The organism is Sphingobium sp. BHU LFT2 (genome assembly GCF_018604485.1).
Classification (GTDB): Bacteria; Pseudomonadota; Alphaproteobacteria; order Sphingomonadales; family Sphingomonadaceae; genus Sphingobium; species Sphingobium yanoikuyae_A.
Map to the genome: position 1 here is coordinate 35,903 of NZ_JAFCGW010000009.1, position 17,356 is coordinate 53,258.

General features: G+C 63.8%; 19 protein-coding genes. 6 read left to right on the forward strand and 13 right to left on the reverse strand.

All coding sequences use genetic code 11. The annotated features are described in order from the left end of the window. Nucleotides 1–107: 107 nt before the first annotated feature. On the forward strand, nt 108–326 hold the full coding sequence (locus JQK15_RS16580) for a hypervirulence associated TUDOR domain-containing protein (protein WP_029547743.1): 219 nt from the start codon (nt 108–110) through the stop codon (nt 324–326). Nucleotides 327–398: 72 nt separating this feature from the next. After that, complete coding sequence (locus tag JQK15_RS16585; protein ID WP_214866510.1) at nt 399–1,052, forward strand: MOSC domain-containing protein; 654 nt, start codon at nt 399–401, stop codon at nt 1,050–1,052. A gap of 13 nt (nt 1,053–1,065) precedes the next feature. Here the strand turns inward: JQK15_RS16585 and JQK15_RS16590 are convergent, their stop codons facing one another. The 7 genes from JQK15_RS16590 to JQK15_RS26930 all read right to left on the reverse strand — a co-directional run bounded on the left by JQK15_RS16590 (nt 1,066) and on the right by JQK15_RS26930 (nt 7,358). Further along, nucleotides 1,066–1,692: a LysE family translocator gene (locus JQK15_RS16590; RefSeq protein ID WP_214866511.1), complete on the reverse strand. Its 627-nt coding sequence runs from the start codon at nt 1,690–1,692 to the stop codon at nt 1,066–1,068. A 102-nt stretch (nt 1,693–1,794) separates the two neighbouring features. Further along, nucleotides 1,795–2,259 (reverse strand): MaoC family dehydratase, encoded by a 465-nt coding sequence (locus JQK15_RS16595; RefSeq protein WP_214866512.1) that lies wholly within the window; start codon nt 2,257–2,259, stop codon nt 1,795–1,797. Nucleotides 2,260–2,374: 115 nt separating this feature from the next. Further along, nucleotides 2,375–3,925, reverse strand: a complete 1,551-nt coding sequence (locus JQK15_RS16600; RefSeq protein WP_214866513.1) for an alkaline phosphatase D family protein — start codon at nt 3,923–3,925, stop codon at nt 2,375–2,377. Between the two features lie 45 nt (nt 3,926–3,970). Continuing rightward, nucleotides 3,971–5,251 carry an alkaline phosphatase family protein gene (locus JQK15_RS16605; RefSeq protein WP_214866514.1) on the reverse strand — a complete coding sequence of 427 codons (1,281 nt, stop codon included), beginning with the start codon at nt 5,249–5,251 and terminating at the stop codon, nt 3,971–3,973. A 75-nt stretch (nt 5,252–5,326) separates the two neighbouring features. Then, entirely contained in the window at nt 5,327–5,854 is a 528-nt protein-coding gene (locus JQK15_RS16610; protein WP_214866515.1) for a DNA-deoxyinosine glycosylase, read from the reverse strand. Nucleotides 5,855–5,858: 4 nt separating this feature from the next. Continuing rightward, entirely contained in the window at nt 5,859–6,959 is a 1,101-nt protein-coding gene (gene ychF, locus JQK15_RS16615) for a redox-regulated ATPase YchF (protein ID WP_007704566.1), read from the reverse strand. A 39-nt stretch (nt 6,960–6,998) separates the two neighbouring features. After that, nucleotides 6,999–7,358 (reverse strand): hypothetical protein, encoded by a 360-nt coding sequence (locus JQK15_RS26930; protein ID WP_251007816.1) that lies wholly within the window; start codon nt 7,356–7,358, stop codon nt 6,999–7,001. Between the two features lie 24 nt (nt 7,359–7,382). Between JQK15_RS26930 and JQK15_RS16620 the strand changes: the two genes are divergently transcribed. Continuing rightward, nucleotides 7,383–8,588, forward strand: a complete 1,206-nt coding sequence (locus JQK15_RS16620) for a hypothetical protein (protein ID WP_353047215.1) — start codon at nt 7,383–7,385, stop codon at nt 8,586–8,588. Nucleotides 8,589–8,597: 9 nt separating this feature from the next. Here JQK15_RS16620 and JQK15_RS16625 read toward each other — a convergent pair whose 3' ends face one another. Both JQK15_RS16625 and JQK15_RS16630 read right to left on the reverse strand, forming a co-directional pair. Next, on the reverse strand, nt 8,598–9,323 hold the full coding sequence (locus JQK15_RS16625) for a DUF2490 domain-containing protein (protein ID WP_251007817.1): 726 nt from the start codon (nt 9,321–9,323) through the stop codon (nt 8,598–8,600). Between the two features lie 66 nt (nt 9,324–9,389). After that, nucleotides 9,390–11,018 (reverse strand): alpha-D-glucose phosphate-specific phosphoglucomutase, encoded by a 1,629-nt coding sequence (locus JQK15_RS16630; protein WP_214866517.1) that lies wholly within the window; start codon nt 11,016–11,018, stop codon nt 9,390–9,392. A gap of 225 nt (nt 11,019–11,243) precedes the next feature. Between JQK15_RS16630 and JQK15_RS16635 the strand changes: the two genes are divergently transcribed. Beyond that, nucleotides 11,244–12,299 (forward strand): linear amide C-N hydrolase, encoded by a 1,056-nt coding sequence (locus JQK15_RS16635; protein WP_214866518.1) that lies wholly within the window; start codon nt 11,244–11,246, stop codon nt 12,297–12,299. Between the two features lie 18 nt (nt 12,300–12,317). Next, entirely contained in the window at nt 12,318–13,124 is an 807-nt protein-coding gene (locus JQK15_RS16640) for a porin family protein (protein ID WP_214866519.1), read from the forward strand. Nucleotides 13,125–13,131: 7 nt separating this feature from the next. On the opposite strand, the gene pth is transcribed toward JQK15_RS16640, so the two are convergent. From pth to JQK15_RS16660, 4 genes are all read right to left on the reverse strand, one after another. Then, nucleotides 13,132–13,701, reverse strand: coding sequence for an aminoacyl-tRNA hydrolase (gene pth, locus JQK15_RS16645; protein ID WP_214866520.1), 570 nt, complete (start codon nt 13,699–13,701; stop codon nt 13,132–13,134). A gap of 88 nt (nt 13,702–13,789) precedes the next feature. Next, complete coding sequence (locus JQK15_RS16650; RefSeq protein WP_004207310.1) at nt 13,790–14,401, reverse strand: 50S ribosomal protein L25/general stress protein Ctc; 612 nt, start codon at nt 14,399–14,401, stop codon at nt 13,790–13,792. Between the two features lie 115 nt (nt 14,402–14,516). Further along, complete coding sequence (locus JQK15_RS16655; protein WP_214866521.1) at nt 14,517–15,407, reverse strand: TraB/GumN family protein; 891 nt, start codon at nt 15,405–15,407, stop codon at nt 14,517–14,519. Between the two features lie 4 nt (nt 15,408–15,411). Continuing rightward, nucleotides 15,412–16,338 carry a TraB/GumN family protein gene (locus tag JQK15_RS16660; protein ID WP_214866522.1) on the reverse strand — a complete coding sequence of 309 codons (927 nt, stop codon included), beginning with the start codon at nt 16,336–16,338 and terminating at the stop codon, nt 15,412–15,414. Between the two features lie 134 nt (nt 16,339–16,472). Between JQK15_RS16660 and JQK15_RS16665 the strand changes: the two genes are divergently transcribed. After that, nucleotides 16,473–17,345: a glycine--tRNA ligase subunit alpha gene (locus tag JQK15_RS16665; protein WP_004207307.1), complete on the forward strand. Its 873-nt coding sequence runs from the start codon at nt 16,473–16,475 to the stop codon at nt 17,343–17,345. Nucleotides 17,346–17,356 lie beyond the last annotated feature (11 nt).

Genomic DNA, 17,356 nt, shown 5'->3' on the forward strand with positions numbered 1-17,356 from the left:
AGACCGGCGAAAAACCCAAGGAACCAGAGCGGGTCTCGGGAATTTTGCTGAGGCTGACCGGGAAAGCCGGCCGGCATGATTGCCCCCGAAGGAGAGGATGTCTGCTGATGGCCGAGAGATTCCGCAAGGGAACACGGGTCAGGTGGAATTGGGGGCAGGGTGTCGGCCGGGGACGCATAGCCGAACGGTTCGAGCGGCATGTGGAGCGGATGATCGCTGGCTCGCTCATCCGTCGCAACGGGTCTACCCGCGATCCCGCCTATCTGGTCCAGACCGACAAGGGCGACCTGGTGCTCAAGCTGGGATCGGAACTGAGCGCCGCGTGATCTTGCGGCGGACGGGGCAAGCTGGCCGCAACTGGCCATCGTCATCGCGCTGCAACCATGGCATGGAGCGGCATGACCCAGCCTTTCATGACCATCGATGCGCTGCTGATCGGCATGCCCCGGCCCTTTCGTGATGACGAGCATAGCGCCATTGGCAAGCTGCCGGTCGCTGGCCCGATCCGCATCAACTGGCTGGGGTTCGCGGGCGACGGGGTGGCCGATACCGTTCATCATGGCGGCTGGGACAAGGCGATCCATCTCTATCCGCAGGACCATTATGGCTGGTGGCGCGATCGCAAGCCCGGTCATCCGCTGCTCGACGCGCCCGGCGCCTTTGGCGAGAATATCGCAAGCCGCGGCATGACCGAAAGCGACATCTGCCTGGGCGACCGGTTCAGCCTGGGCAGTGCGGTGGTGGAGGTGAGCCATGGCCGCCAGCCCTGCTGGAAGCTCGACCATCGTTTCGGTGCCCGCGACGTGATGGCGACGATCGTCAAGACCGCGCGCTGCGGCATCTATTTCCGAGTGATCCGCGAAGGTGAGGCGGAGGCCGGCACACAGATGACATTGCTGGAGCGGCCCTTGCCCGACTGGAGCATCGATCGGGTGTTTCGCCTGCTGATCGGTGGCGGCCACAAGGCTGATCCCGATGCGGTGCGCGCGCTGGCCGACATGCCGCAACTGGCCGAAGCCTGGCGCGAACGGGCGCGCAAGCTGGCGGCGTGACGGCTGAGGTCGCCTAGCGCTCCACCGCCATGCGGACGGCGAGGCCGCCCAGCACCGTGCCCATCAGCCAGCGCTGGATCGTGAGCCAGCGCGGCCGGGTGCCGAGGAAGTCGGCGATCGATCCGGCCAGGCAGGCGATGATCGCATTGACCGATAGGCTGATCGCGATCTGGGTGGCGCCCAGGATCAGCGACTGGCCAAGCACATGGCCGCGCGCCGGATCGACGAACTGGGGCAGCAGCGAGAGATAGATCATCGCTACCTTGGGATTGAGCAGATTGGTCAGCAGCCCCATGGCGAACAGCTTGCGCGGGCCATCGAGCGGCAATTGCTTCACCTGGAAAGGCGAACGGCCGCCGGGCCGCACCGCATTCCAGGCGAGCCACATCAGATAGAGCGCGCCGCCCAGGCGCAGCACGTCATAGGCGAAGGGCACCGCCATCAGCAGCGCGGTGATGCCGAAGGCGGCGGCCACCATGTAGAAGAGGAAGCCGCAGGCGACGCCGAGCAGCGAGACCATGCCGGCGGTGCGCCCCTGGCTGATTGAGCGCGAGATCAGGTAAATCATGTTCGGACCCGGCGTCAGCACCATGCCGAGCGAGATCAGGGCGAAGGCGGCAAGATGCGCGGCGCTGGGCATGGCTGGGTTCCCCGGATGAGCGTTTGGCCTCGCCTAGGGGGGAATGATCCGCGCCAACAGGTCCGGGGGACAGCAATTGGCCACCCCGGATGTGGAGGTAGGTCAGGCCGGCCGGGTGCGCCACATGGCGATCGGGCACATGGTCAGCACGGGTTCGTCCTTCTGGTTGTAGAGCGTCACCTTGTTGCGGACGATGCCCATTTCCGGGCGGCTCTGCGAAATCTTCTTGTCGATCACCTCATTGGTGCCGCGCAGCGTGTCGCCGGGGCGGACCGGGCGCAGCCAGCGCAGTTCGTCGACGCCCATGGCACCCAGGCTCGCGGCCTGCCGGCCGGGCTGCTTCTGCATTTCCGCGACGAACATCTTCATGAACAGCGCTGTGGTGTGCCAGCCGCTGGCCGAGATGGTGCGGAAATGGGTGGTGGCCGCTGCCTCGTCGGACAGATGGAAGGGCTGGGGATCGAACTCGGCGGCAAAGGCGATTGTTTCCTCACGCGACAGGGTCAGCGGCCCGAACGCCACGCTGTCGCCTATCTCGATATCCTCGAAATAGAGAATGTCGTCCATCTATCCGTCTCCTCGAAGCGATTTCGAGGCAGATGACACATCTGCCGGCTCGGAAATCGCGCCATCATTCTTCAACGGATAAAGAGGTAGGTGAGCTTTCCGTTTACGTCAACTGTCAGCTGATGCTCAACCCTGGCGTGCCGCGTGGCACGGTCATGGTCGCACGGGCACGGATCTGGCCGCCCGGCGCCGATACCTGATCCATCACCATCGCCCGCGTCGTCCACGCGTCCGGCGTCACCTCGCAGGTCAGATAGCCGCGCTGGTCGTTGATGAACTTGAGCTGCGGGTTGTTCTTCAGGATGATGTCGCTGCCCGGCCGCAGGTCCGATCCGTCGCCGCCCGAAGAGATGGAGGTCGACACGAACTCCACCGCCACCGGCTTGGTGCCGTCATCCAGCAGGCCAGCAAAATTCTGATGCTCGTCGCCGGTCAGAACCACGACGTTGTCGAGGCCCTTCATCCGGCCGAGCAGCCGCTGGCGCTGCACCTTGTAGCCGGCCCAGGTGTCCATATTGTAGATCGGCTCCACCGCGTCTGGGCTGTTGCGGCGATCGAGCGCCATCATCATCACCTGCTGGGCCAGGCAGTTCCACTTGGCGTCGCGGCGGGCAAGGTTGCGAGCCAGCCAGCCTTCCTCCTCGGCGGAAATGACCTGTGCCTGAGTGGCGGTCATTTCGGCGCAGGCCGGCTTGAAATTGTCGCCGCAGGGCTGGTCGGTGCGGAAGGTGCGGGTGTCGAGGAAGTCGATCGACAGCAGGTCGCCGAAGCGCGCCTGGCGATACATATTGCCGATCATCTCGCTGCGGGGCGCCATCGCCGCGCGGACCGGCATATATTCATACCAGGCCTGCATGCCGGCGGCGCGGCGCATGCGGAAGGCATCGGCCGGCGCGCCCTTGGCGTCGATGTCACCGACCCAGTTGTTGGCGACCTCATGATCGTCGAAGGTCGGAAACCAGCTATGGCGGCAACGCGCCGCCTGCAGATCATAATCGCTCAGATATTGGGCGTAGCGCAGGCGATAGTCGGCAAGGTCATAACAATCCTGGCCGATATGGTCGCGCACCTGCGGTCCGGGCAGGCCGTCCTTGTCATAGTCCGGCCCGCGCTGGCTATATTCATAGATGAAGTCGCCATAATGATAGACGAAGGCGAGATTGTCCTCGCGCGCCAGATGGCGGAAGGCGGTGAACAGGCCGTCCTGATAATTCTGGCAACCCGCGACGCCGAATTTGAGCAGCTTGGGACTCGCCGACGCCAGCGGCAGGGTGCGGGCGCGGCCACGCGTCGACTGGTCATTGCCGAGCGCAAAGCGATACCAATAGGGCCGATCGGGCTGAAGGCCGGTCACCTCGACATGGACGCTGTGGCCCAGTTCGGGCCGGGCGATCGCTTCGCCGCCGGCAACGATGGTTCTGAAGCGATCATCGGCCGCGACCTCCCATTTCACCGGGATCGGCGTCATCGGCATGCCGCCATGCGGCTCGAACGGGCGCGGCGCCAGCTTGGTCCAGATGACGAAGCCGTCGGGCGCCGGATCGCCCGATGTTACGCCCAGTGCAAAGGGGTAGCCGGCGAACCAGTTCTGGGCGTGCAGGATGGCGGGGGCGCCGACGATCGGGGCGATGGCGGCGGCGGAGAGGAGCGAGCGGCGCGTGAACATGACGCGCCGCCTAGAGCCGCTTTATGACAAATACATGTCGCCCGTTCAGGGCTTGACCAGCCCCTGCAGCACAGCCGGGTTGCCTTCGCTCGCCACCGGCGTCACGCCCAGCAGGCGGGCGAGCAGCGGATAGACATCGACATTGGTGAAATCGGCCGAGGGACGGAAGCCGCTGACGAAGGCCGGGCCGTTGGCGATGAACAAAGCCTGCATTTCGGGGGCGCGGTCGTCCCAGCCATGGTCGCCGCCGGTCACCGGCTTGGTCGGGGTCGTATTCTGGAACACCCAGCCGGTTTCGGCCAGGCAGAAATAGGACGGGATGCGGCGATGGGTGCCATAGTGGAAGCGCGCCGGGATTTCGCTCTTGCGCCAGCACTGCATATGGTCGCGCGGCTTGAACAGCGCGGCCTCCAGCGCCTTTTCGCGGCCGGGATTGGCGACCAGGCTGGCATAGGGGCCGGCCTCCACCACGCGATAGTCGGCCGGGTCGGCGATCTTGTCGATCGGCAGCACCCGGCCATTGGCCTTGGCGGCCATGCCATGGTCGGAGACGATGACGATATTGGCCGGCTGGCCCAGCGCCTTGAGGCCGGCGACCAGTTCACCGATATGGGCGTCGACGTCTGCGACTGCCTGGGTGGTTTCCGGCGCGGCCGGGCCGTTGATGTGGCCGGCGGTGTCGACCTCATCGAAATAGAGGGTGACGAAGCGCGGGCGGATGTCGGCCGGGCGGCGCAGCACGTCCAGCACGCCATTGACGCGCTGGGTCGGGCTGATCGCCTCGTTGAACTGGGCCCAGTCGCTCGGGCGCGATCCGCCGCTGATCCTGTAGGGCCATTCGGCCGCCTTGTTGCCGCCCCAGGCGACGTTGGAGCCGGGCCAGAACATGGTCGCGGTGCGCACGCCCTGCTTTTCGGCGGTGATCCAGATCGGCTCGGCCTCGTTCCACCAATAGGGATCGTCGCTGGCCATGGTGAACTTGTCCTTGGGCCGGCTGTCATCTTCCATATTATTGGCGACGATGCCGCTGCGGTCCGGCCGGTCGCCGGTCACGATCGCCCAATGATTGGGGAAGGTCTTGGTCGGGAAGGACGGGCGCATCGATGCTTCGGTGCCGCCGGCCGCCAGTGCATTGAGATTGGGCGAGACGCCACGGGTCAGATAATCGGGACGGAAGCCGTCGATCGACACCAGGATCGTCACCGGCGCGCGCTGTTCGGTCGGCGCGGCGGCGACGCTGGCGGGATGCTGCTGCACCGGGGCGCAGGCGCCGAGCAGGGTGGAAACGGACAGGGCAAATGCGAGCGACAGGCGACGGGCGGACATCAGGGCCTCATGGCAAAAAAGGAAGATTTGACCGCTGCTTAGCAGTCCAACCAAGTCGGTAAAGTGACGAATGGTTCATGTCGGTTCGACATAGGGCGCCAGCGCGCTCCAGGCCTGTCGTTTGGCATCGCGTGAAAGGCTGGCATAGGCGCCGCTGGAGGAAGGGAGGTCAATCATCACCAGATCGGACCTTTCTCCCAATTGGCGGCGGCCATGCTGGGCGGCGGTCTTGCCGTTGAAGGCGATCGCGCGGAGATTGGGCAGGCGGGACAGGAAGGCGCTGAGGTCGCGCAGCTCCGCACCCCGGATGCTGCTGTCCAGGCTGCCGTCGCGATCGGCGCTCTCGATCACATCCCACAGGCCGACGCCCCGTGCGCGCAGCCGCTTGAGCTTCATCGCATAGGGTGCGCTGCGTAGATCCTCGCTTAGTAAATCGCTGACCAGCGCCCAGAAGGCATTGCCGCGATGGGCATAATATTCGCCCTGTTTGATGGAGGCGTCGCCGGGCAGGCTGCCCAGGATCAGCAGCCGCGTTCCCGCATCCACGCTGGGCGGGAAGGCGGCCTTGCGCTGCGCAGGCCGCTGGCCAATGCGCAGCGCCATCGGATCAGACGTTGAAGCGGAACAGCATGATGTCGCCGTCCTGCGTCACATAATCCTTGCCTTCCGAACGCCACTTGCCCGCTTCCTTGGCACCGGCTTCGCCGTTGAACTGGACATAGTCGGCATAGGCCATGGTTTCGGCGCGGATGAAGCCCTTTTCAAAGTCCGAGTGGATGGCGCCGGCGGCCTGCGGGGCCTTGCTGCCCTTGGCCACGGTCCAGGCGCGGGCTTCCTTGGGGCCGACGGTGAAGAAGGTGATGAGGCCCAGCAGCTCATAGCCAGCGCGGATGATGCGGGCGAGACCGGCTTCGGTCAGGCCCAGCGCTTCGAGATATTCGCCGCGTTCCTCGACCGGCATGGTGATGAGTTCAGCCTCGATCGCGGCCGACACGATGACCGCGCTGGCATTTTCGGCCGCCGCCTTCTCGAACACGCGGGCGGAAAATGCGTTGCCTTCGGCCGCGGCACCTTCCTCGACATTGCAGACATAGAGGACCGGCTTGGCGGTCAGCAGTTGCGCCTGGGCGAACAGGCGGGCTTCTTCCTCGTCGCGCGGCTGGGTCAGGCGGGCGGGCTTGCCGTCGCGCAGCAGTTCCAGCGTCTGGCCCAGCACGGATGCGGCGGCCTTGGCTTCCTTGTCGCCCTGCGCGCCCTTCTTGAGCAGGTTGGGAACCCGCTTTTCCAGGCTTTCGAGGTCGGCGAGCATCAGTTCGGTTTCGACCGTCTCGGCATCGGCGATCGGATCGACCTTGCCCTCGACATGGGTGATGTCGTCATCCTCGAAGCAGCGCAGTACGTGGACGATGGCGTCGGTCTCGCGGATGTTCGCCAGGAACTGGTTGCCCAGCCCTTCGCCCTTCGACGCGCCGCGCACCAGCCCGGCAATGTCGACGAAGGCGAGCTGCGTCTCGATGATCTTGGCGCTACCGCCGATCTTGGCGATGGTCTGCAGCCGATCGTCGGGCACGGCGACGCGGCCCTCATTGGGCTCGATCGTGCAGAAGGGATAATTCGCCGCCTGCGCTGCCTGCGTCTCGGTCAGCGCATTGAACAGGGTGGACTTGCCCACATTGGGAAGCCCGACGATACCGCAACGAAAACCCATTATCGAAACCTTTGAAGACGCAGATTGATGCTCTGCCCGCTAGCGCCTTCCCGGCTGCAAGGCCAGCATTTCCACGATGCGGGGGCGGAAAACAGTGGATGCGGCTGCTGTTTCGGGCATTCCTCCGGGGTGGCCCTTATTGTGGGGAGCCGGGCTTTTTCTACTATGGCCGAAAAATAAGCGGGTCGCGTTGGCAATCGGGAGACGATTATGACCATCGCGACAAGGCTTGATGCGGCTCTTGGCAAGAATATCAACAAGATATGCGAAAACAAATTTCACGATCCGGCAGCGAATCACTGTGCGCATTTTGTCTCGCACATATGTGATCTGACATTTTCCTTTAACTGCAAACAGTTCGCCGGCGGAAACAAGCCTGGCGCCAATGTTCGTGTGCATGAAGTGTTCGCCCAATGCCCGCGCGTGGGGCGCTGGGTCGATGCCGATCTCGCCAAGACCCAGCTGATTTTCGTGACGCTGGCCAGCAATGTCGACCTTACCCGCAAAGAGATGGTCAACATTCCGCAAAAGCATATCGGCGTCTATCATGGCGGGAAGGTCTATCATTACAGCAACACCGCCGATCAGGTGACATCGGAATCGCCCGAGAGCTTCCTTGCCAAGTTCCAGGAACTTTATGCCGGCAATCAGGGGCTATTCTATGGCTGGATACCGGGCGAAAATCTGCTGCTCGACGTGCAGGCCGAGCCGCGATCGGTCAGCGCCGACAAGAAGTTCGAACTGCCCGATCCCGTCGATGGCCGCTGGAAGGCGCGACTGGTGGGCGAACCTGATTTCTTCCTGGTGGGGAAGGAGGTCAATGACGCTGCCCGCAAATATCACGGCATCTTCATGCCGGGCGCCAGCTATTGGGGCGAGATTTATCGGGCGGAGGAGTATCGCCCCAGCTTGCGGACCTGGGCGACGCTGCTGGAAGTGACGGGGGCCTGCGAGAGCGAAAATCACTTCAATCTGGTCAACACCTATGACCGGGCGAAATTCACCTTCGGCTTCTATCAACTGGCCGCGCATACGCCGCAGGACAATCTGATCCTGATGTTCCACCGGCTGGCCGAATTGCCCGATTTCAAAGGCTATTTCCCCGAACTGGAATTGCGGGGCGGGCGCCTGTTCCGGGTCGATTCCGATGGCGGAGCGACGGATCTGGAGCAGGAATTCACCGCCAGCAACGGCGAACGGCAGATCATGTTGTTCATGAACTACCTGAACCCCCAGCGGGTGCCGATCGACCGCCAGGAAGTCTTGCAGGCGGCGCGGCTGATCCACTGGACGCAGCATGATCCGGCTGCCCGGCTGGCTCAGGTGCGGACCGCCGCCGATATCCTGCAGCGCAAGATGTCCGCGCGCTACGCCAGGAAGCTGCCGCTGGACGGCAAGTCCGACATCATCTGCGCGATCGTGGCGGATATCTTTCATCAGGGGCGCTCGACCTTCGCGGCCGTCAAGCCGCTGCTGAGCAGCGCCAATCCGGTCGAGGCGCTGCTGAAGGTCAATGATGCCGCCTGGAGCGGGCGTAACAATCGGCTGCGCGCGGCAATCAAGGTCGCCAAGGACGATGGGCGGCTGGGGCAGAAACATTATTCCGCCGCCACCAACGAATTTGTCTGATCGGGAGGATCAGTGGCGGAAGAACAGCGTCACCGATGCGACATGGTTGACGCGCTGGCGGCTGCCGCCCTGGTCGATCAACTGGTTGAGGTAGCCGACTTCCATGGTCGATGCGCCCGGCAGGCCGATTTCCACCCCGGCGAAGCTGCGCAACTGGTCGAAGCCCTTGCGGGCGCCCCAGTCGGTATCGTTGAGGGCAAAGAAGACCTCGCCATAGGCGAGCGCATTGACCGCATCGCTGCCCGGTTTGAGCGCATGTTCCACCCGCAGCATCTCGCGCAGGCGCCAGCCCATGTCGCTGCCGTTTGAGCGCCAGCGCTGCTCCAGCCGGGTGCGCGAGGAAATCTCGGCATCCTTGGGCCGGGCCAGCGTCCAGCTCAACTGCTGGAAGCTGCGTTCCTCATTGGCGTCCTTGCCACCCTCGATCGGGACGACGACATGGGCGTAACCCTGATAGAGGGTGATATCGCGCGACAATTTGACGCCCAGCGCGCCGCGGAACAGCGCCTGGTCGATGCGCGACACGCCGTCGCCGACGCGCGGCTGGATTTCCGCAAAATAGACCAGCTCGTCCTTGATCGACCCCATCGCCGTCAGATTGACCCAGAGCTGCTCGTCCTCGCTCGTCGCGGCCTGGGCGGGCACGGCGAGGGCGGCAAAGGACAGGGTGGCAAGGGGCAGGGCGACAGCAAGCGACGGGAAACGCATGAAACCTCTGGCGATGGAAAGCGACATTCCCACCGCCTTTAGGTTGCTGTCATTGCTGTCCCGTTGCTGCGGGGTAAGCGATGGTGAACCGGTTCAGGTGATGACGCTGGGCTGATCCATGCCGGTATAGCCGGCGATGTCGGCCAGTTCTTGTGCGGCCGCGACCAGCGGCGCCAGCGCATCGCCGGTCGCCAGCGCCAGATCGCCGTCCGGCCCGACATAGCGTTCGATATAGACGCGCAGGGTCGCGCCCTCGGTGCCGGTGCCCGACAGGCGGAAGACGACGCGCGATCCATCCTCGAACAATATGCGCACGCCCTGGTTCCGGCTCACCGACTGGTCGGTCGGGTCGGTATAGGCGAAATCGTCCGCCGCCTTCACCGTGCCGCCGCTGTTGCCGGTGCCGGGCAGGCTGGCGAGCGTGTCGCGCAGGGCGGCCATCAGCGCGTCGGCCTTGTCCTTGGCGATCGCTTCATAGTCGTGGCGGGCATAATAGTTGCGGCCATAGGTCGCCCAATGATCGGCCATGATGTCGGCCACGCTCTGCTGGCGCGCGGCCAGGATGTTGAGCCACAGCAGGACGGCCCAGATGCCGTCCTTCTCGCGCACATGGTCGGACCCGGTGCCGGCGCTTTCCTCGCCGCAGATCGTCGCCATGCCGGCGTCGAGCAGGTTGCCGAAGAATTTCCAGCCGGTCGGTGTCTCATAGAGCGGAATGCCCAGCTTCTGCGCCACCCGGTCGGCCGCGCCGCTGGTCGGCATGGACCGGGCAATGCCCTTGAGGCCACCGGCATAGCCGGGCGCCAGATGGGCATTGGCGGCCAGCACCGCGAGCGAGTCCGAAGGCGTCACATAACAATGGCGGCCGATGATCAGGTTGCGATCGCCGTCGCCGTCCGACGCCGCCCCGAAGTCGGGCGCATCGGCGGCCATCATCCGGTCATAGAGCGCCTTGGCATGGACCAGATTGGGGTCGGGATGGTGATGGCCGAAATCGGGCAGGGGGGTGCCGTTCATCACCGTTCCGGCCGGTGCGCCCAGGCGCTTTTCGAAAATCTCGGTCGCATAGGGGCCGGTCACCGCGCTCATCGAGTCGAAGGCGAGGGTGAAGCCACCGGCGATCATCGCCCTGATCGCGGGGAAATCGAACAGGCTTTCCATCAACGCGGCATAGCCGGCGACCGGATCGACCACCTCGACGGTCATGGCGCCCAGCTGGCTGGTGCCGAGCGTGTCGATATCGACGTCGGCGGCATCGAGGATGCGATAGCTGTCGATCGTCAGGGTCCGCGCGTGGATCGCGTCGGTCACCTTTTCGGGGGCTGGCCCGCCGTTCGACACATTATATTTGATGCCGAAATCCTCGTCCGGGCCGCCCGGATTATGGCTGGCCGACAGCACCAGCCCTCCAAAGGCGCCGGACGAGCGGATCAGATGCGACGCAGCCGGGGTGGACAAGATACCGCCCTGACCGACCAGCACTCGGCCAAAGCCATTGGCCGCCGCCATCCTGAGTGCGATCTGGATGACTTCGCGATTGAGATAGCGGCCATCGCCGCCGATCACCAAGGACTGGCTGGCATAGCCGTCCAGGCTGTCGAACACCGACTGGATGAAATTTTCCGCATAATGGGGCTGCTGGAAGACCCGAACCTTCTTGCGCAGGCCCGATGTGCCGGGCTTCTGGTCGTCGAAAGGCGTGGTCGCGACGGTCTGGATCACCTCTGTCCCCTGCTTTGCCTAATAAGTCGTTACGCCTCTATGGCTTGTTCATGCTGCACTGCGCAATGCGCTTTGTCGCGCCGAAGGTGCGGGCGGCCGTGATCGCATGCGATTACTGCGCAAGAGACGGGTTGGCCAAAGCCGTCATGCGGGTTATCACCCATGGCAACTATTCAGAAAATCGGCATTTTCAGTGACAGTATCGTGACCTTTGTAGGAGGTTCCATGTCTCGTCTGCCTGCTTTCCTGTCCGGTCTTGCGCTGCTCTCGGCGCAACTGGCTTCGGTATCGGCCGATGCCTGCACGCGCCTGGTCTATCATGGCGCCAATGATGATGTGATCACCGCCCGGTCGATGGACTGGAAGGTCGATGTCGGCACCAACCTCTGGATCTTTCCGCGCGGCATCGCGCGCAGTGGGGAGGCGGGGCCCAATTCGGTCAAATGGACGTCCCGCTATGGCAGCGTGATCGCCACCGGCTACGACATTTCCACCACGGACGGCATGAACGAGGCAGGGCTGACCGCCAATCTCCTGTGGCTGGTCGAATCCGAATATCCGCATTTCGATGGCAAGCAGCCGGGCATGAGCATCGCCATCTGGACCCAATATGTGCTCGACAATTTCGCCACGGTGAAGGAGGCGGTCGACGCACTGGGCAAGGAAAGCTTCGTCGTCGTCACCGACAATATTCCCGGCGAGGAACGGCTCGGCACGCTCCACCTCGCGATTTCGGATGCGTCGGGCGACAGTGCCATCTTCGAATATATCAAGGGCAAGCTGGTGATCCATCACGGCCCGCAATATCCGGTGATGACCAATTCGCCGATCTTCGACGAGCAACTGGCGCTCAACGCCTATTGGAAGGATATTGGCGGCACCACCATGTTGCCGGGCACCAACCGCTCGGCCGATCGCTTCGCCCGCGCCTCCTTCTATGTGAAGGCCATTCCCAAGAGCGAAGACCCGGTGACGGCGCTGGCCAGCGTGTTCAGCGTGATCCGCAATGTCTCGGTGCCATTCGGCATCTCGACCCCGGACCAGCCCAACATCTCCTCGACCCGCTGGCGCACGGTCGCGGATCACAAGCGCAAGCTCTATTTCTTCGAGTCCGCGTTGACGCCGAACAGCTTCTGGGTCGATCTGAAGACGATCGACTTTGCGCCTTCTGCCAAGGTGAAGAAGCTCGATCTTGGCCCGAACCAGACGAAAACCTTTTCGGGCGAGGTCGGCGGCCAGTTCAAGGATGCGCCGGCCTTCAAATTCCTGGGACTGTCCTGATCGGCTGGGGGCGCCGCCATGCGATATCTTCCTCTATGCTGCCTGCTCGCCAATGCCCTTGTCTATGCCGGACCGGCCTTGGCGCAGGAGGCGCCGGCGCACCTGTCCGATGACACGCCCGATCAGGGCTGGCATCTCACCGTCTCGCCCTATGTCTGGGCGGCATCGCTGCACGGCAATGTGGAACTGGCTGGGTTCCGCACCAGGGTCGACATGCCCTTTTCGGAGATATTCGACCATCTCGACTTCGTCACCATGGGTGAAGTCCTCCTGAGCAATGGCAAGGTCGGCGCCTATGTCGATGGCCAATATGTGAAGACCAGTCAGGACGCATCCGTCTATCACCAGCAGGTCGGACTGGGCATCAGGAAGACCCATGTGTCGGGCGGCCTCTTCTATAATATCATCGACCATCGCATGGCGGAGCGAACCGTCCATGGGGATCGGCGGCGCTTTACCTTCGCGCCGGTCGTCGGTTTGCGCTGGTCGAAACTGTCGGCCGATGTCGCGGCGCTGGGCCTGACGGCCAATCGCAAGGCCGACTGGACGGAGGTGCTGGCCGGCGTCCGCACGGCGGGCGATATCGACCGTCACTGGGTGATCGACGCGCGCCTGAATGCCGGCGGCTTTAGCGATCGGAAATCCAGTATGGATGGTGAAGGAACGATCGGTTATCGGCTGCGCCTCGCCGGCCTGCCACTGACCGTTCGCGCTGGCTATCGCTTCGTTCACCAGCAATATCGGATGCGCGACTTTACCGGCCAGCAATTTCGCTGGAACGTGTCGCAGGAAGGGCCGCTACTGGGTCTGTCGGCGCGCTTCTGATCGGCCTTCAGTCGGCCAGCCGCAGCGCCACTTCGTTCATGAAGCGGGCGTCGTCATTCTTGGCCAGCCATTCCGCCTCGGCACCGATCGCGCCCAGCATGTCGGCCAGCGCGTCCATCTCGCTCTTGTGGTAATTGCCCAGCACATAGCCATGGACCTTGTCCTTGTGGCCGGGATGGCCGATGCCCAGCCGCACGCGGCGGAAATCATTGCCAATATGGGCGTCGGTCGAACGCAGGCCATTATGGCCGGCATTGCCGCCGCCGCGCTTCACCTTGACCTTCATTGGTGCAAGATCGAGCTCGTCATGGAAGACGGTCACGTCCTGCGGTGTCAGCTTGTAGAAGCGCATCGCCTCGCCGACCGCGCGGCCGCTTTCGTTCATGAAAGTGGCGGGTTTGAGCAGGATGATCTTCTCCGGGCCGATCCGCCCTTCCTGCACCCAGCCCTGGAACTGCTTTTTGGGCGGCGAGAAGCGATACATGTCGGCGATCAGGTCCACGGCCATGAAGCCGACATTGTGCCGGTGCATCGCATATTGCTGCCCCGGATTGCCGAGGCCGGCCCAGATCTGCATCGTCTATCTCGCATGAAAAGAAAAATCCCGCCCGCCGGTTAGGCGGACGGGATCGGAATTTCCAGCCTGCAAGCAAGCTGCAAGACGATTACTCGCCTTCGCCCTCGGCGGCTTCGCCTTCGGCGCTCTTCAGAGCCGAGGGAGCGACGATGGTGGCGATGGTGAAGTCGCGGTCTTCGATCGCAGCCTTCGCGCCCTTGGGCAGGGTCACGGCGCTGATGTGGATCGAATCGCCGACTTCGAAGCCCTTGAGGTCGACGACGACGTCATCGGGGATCTCGGCGGCATCGACGACCAGTTCGACGTCGTGACGGACGACGTTCAGCACGCCACCCTTCTTGAGGCCGGGCGAGGCGTCTTCATTCTCGAAGCGCACCGGGACAGCGACGGTCACGGTGGCATGTTCCGAAACGCGCAGGAAGTCGGCGTGCAGCGGACGATCGGTCACGGGGTGGAAGGCCACATCCTTGGCGAGGGTGCGGACGGTCTTGCCGCCGACTTCGACCATGATGACCGAATTGAAGAAGTGGCCGGTGCCGAGCTGCTTGTTGAGGAGCTTTTCCTCGACGTGGATCGACAGGGGTTCTTCGTTCATACCATAGATGACGGCGGGTACGCGGCCCTCACGGCGGAGGGCGCGGGAGGCTCCCTTGCCTGCCCGATCGCGTGCCTCGGCCGACAGCGTAAGCTGCTCGCTCATTGCGTGTCTCCAAAAGCAAATTTGATACAATTTTCCCGCCACGCCTCCAGGGATGACCATCGCGGGAAGGCGGCCCTGTAGCAGAAAGCGGCGATAAAGCAAGTTTAGCGTTGGCTTATTGCACGCGCGTGACCTTGTAGCCCTTGGCCTTGAGCAGGTCGACGAGATTGTCCTTGCCGGTCAGGTGGCCGGCGCCCACCGCGATGAAGGGGCGGCCCTTCAGCTTGTCGACCGCGCCGACCCAGTCGCGGTTGCGCGCGGTCAGGATCGCATCCTCGACCACCGGATCGGGCTGCTCGCCATTCTGGTCCTCTTTCGCGATCGCCTCCATGTCGCCCTTGGCCCAGGCGGTCAGGATGCGATTATAGAGTGCCTTCATGTCCTTGGCTTCATGGATGGTCTGGATCAGCAGCTTGCGTTGCGCCGCTTCGGGCAGGTCGTCAAAGGCGCCGAACTGGCGCTCGACGGTTTCGAGGCCACCGATCGGCCGGCCCTTGAAGGCGGCGATCAGTACCGGCTCGACGCCATTGGCCTGGCTGACGTTCAGGCTTTCCTGCGACGCGGCGGACAGCAGCATGGCGGCCGCCCAGCTTTCATAGCCCGACAGCGCCTGCGCGCTGGTGCCGCCTTCCTTTACGATCCGGTCGAGTTCGGGGCGCTCGCCCGCCGGCACGCGCGCGTCGAGCGCGGGCAGGTTGGGGCTGCGGCCCATGCTTTCGAACAGGCCCAGCGTCTTCTGCTGGTCCTGCAGGTCGGCGGCCTCCAGCACCAGCTGGTCGGCATCCTTCCACGCCTGCTTGATCGTCGGCGTCTGCCAGTCGACCCCTTCGGGCAGGACATGGATGGTGCCGAAGATCCAGCCGTCCAGGCCGGCGCGTTCCACCCGCCACAGCGCCGGCCCTTGGCCGGCCTCGACCTTGGGGGCAGGGGCCTTCTGTTCGCTGCCGCAGGCGGCGAGTAGCGCAAGGCCGCAGAGGGCCAGAAAACGGATCATCCAGCTTTTCATGGCCTTATTCCCCCTGCTTCACGCGCGCGCTGGCGATGCCCAGCGTCTTCAACTGATCCTGCACGCTGCCCTTGCCGGCCAGATGGCCCGCGCCGACGGCGACGAAGACGGTGCCGGGCTGATCCAGTCGCGCCTTGATCCACTTGGCCCAATTGGCGTTGCGGTTGATCAGCAGCACCTGGGCCAGTTCCGGTGTGGCCTTGAGCGAATCATTCATCTCGTCGGCCAGCTTTTCCGGCTGGCCAGTCTGCCAATGGTTGAGCAGGGCGGCGAACTTGCCTTCCATCCCGTCCATCCCCTCGACCGTGGCGTTGAGGAACTGGACCTGCTGCGCCATCGGCAGATCAGCGAAGAAATTGAGCTGCTGCTCCACCGTTTCCAGCGCGCCGACCTTCTTGCCGGCCTTCTCGGCTGCGGCCCGCAATATCTTCTCCGCGCCGATGTCGGACTGATAGCCCAGCTTCTGCAGCGGCGCCACCGACAGGATCATGCCCGCCATCCAGGGATTGAACGCCTCGAACGATTGCCAGGGTACGCCGGCCGCCACCATCGCGGCGCGATATTTCTGCGCGGCGTCGGGCGCGAGCCGGGTGGACAGGGCGACCCGGTCGGTCGCCATCGCCTTGCCCGCCATCATCTGCGCCATCTCGCCGGGGTTTTCCGGCTCGATGATTTCCAGCACCAGTTCGTCCGATGCGTCGAACGCCTGCTTCACCCCGCCCTTGAACCAGTCGATCCCCGGTTTCAGCACATGGACGGTGCCGAACAGATAGATGGTCGTGTCGGCGTCCTTCACCTGCCACAGGGCAGGGGCGACGTTGACAGCGATGTTGACGGGTTCGCGGGCGACGACGGGCTGGGTCTGGCCCCAGGCGCCGAGAAGCAAAAGTCCCGCGGCGAGCCAGCGGGACGGGAAAGCGGTCAGTCTCATATCCCTTCCATGCGGGCGCCGGGCGCGGAGGGCAAGCGGCTTAACCCTGTTCGACGCGGCTTTTCCTTGACCCTTGGCCCGCGCTGCGCCAAGGCGCGGCCGACCATAATCTGTCATTATTGCAAGGACCACCGGTGGCCGAGGGCAAAGCGCTTTCCTTCCAGGACCTCATTCTCACCCTGCACGCCTATTGGGGCAAGCAGGGTTGTGTCATTCTTCAGCCCTACGACATGGAAGTGGGGGCGGGTACATTCCACCCGGCAACCACGCTGCGCAGCCTGGGGCCCAAGCCCTGGAACGCGGCCTATGTCCAGCCGAGCCGCCGTCCGACCGACGGCCGCTATGGCGAGAACCCGAACCGGCTGCAGCATTATTACCAATATCAGGTGATCATGAAGCCCAGCCCCGCAAACCTGCAGGAACTCTATCTGGGCAGCCTCCGGGAAATCGGCATCGATCCGCTGGTCCACGACATCCGCTTTGTCGAGGATGACTGGGAAAGCCCGACGCTGGGCGCCTGGGGCCTGGGCTGGGAAGTCTGGTGCGACGGCATGGAAGTCACCCAGTTCACCTATTTCCAGCAGATGGGTGGCTATGATTGCAAGCCGGTCGCGGGCGAGCTGACCTACGGCCTTGAACGCCTCGCCATGTATATTCAGGGCGTCGACAGCGTCTATGACCTGAAGTTCAACGACCAGGGCGTCACCTATGGCGACGTGTTCCTGGAAAATGAGCGGCAGATGTCGAAATGGAATTTCGAGGTCGCCGACACCGAAAAACTGTTCCGCTGGTTCAAGGACTGCAAGGCCGAATATGACCAGTGCATCGCCAATGATGTGCCGCTCGCGGCCTTTGAGCAGGCGATCAAGGCCAGTCACACCTTCAATCTGCTGCAGGCGCGCGGCGTGATCTCGGTGCAGGAGCGCGCCAGCTATATGGGCCAGGTCCGCGACATGGCGAAGGGTAGCTGCGAAGCGTGGATGAAGACCAACGGATGGACCGCCTGATGACCATGAAT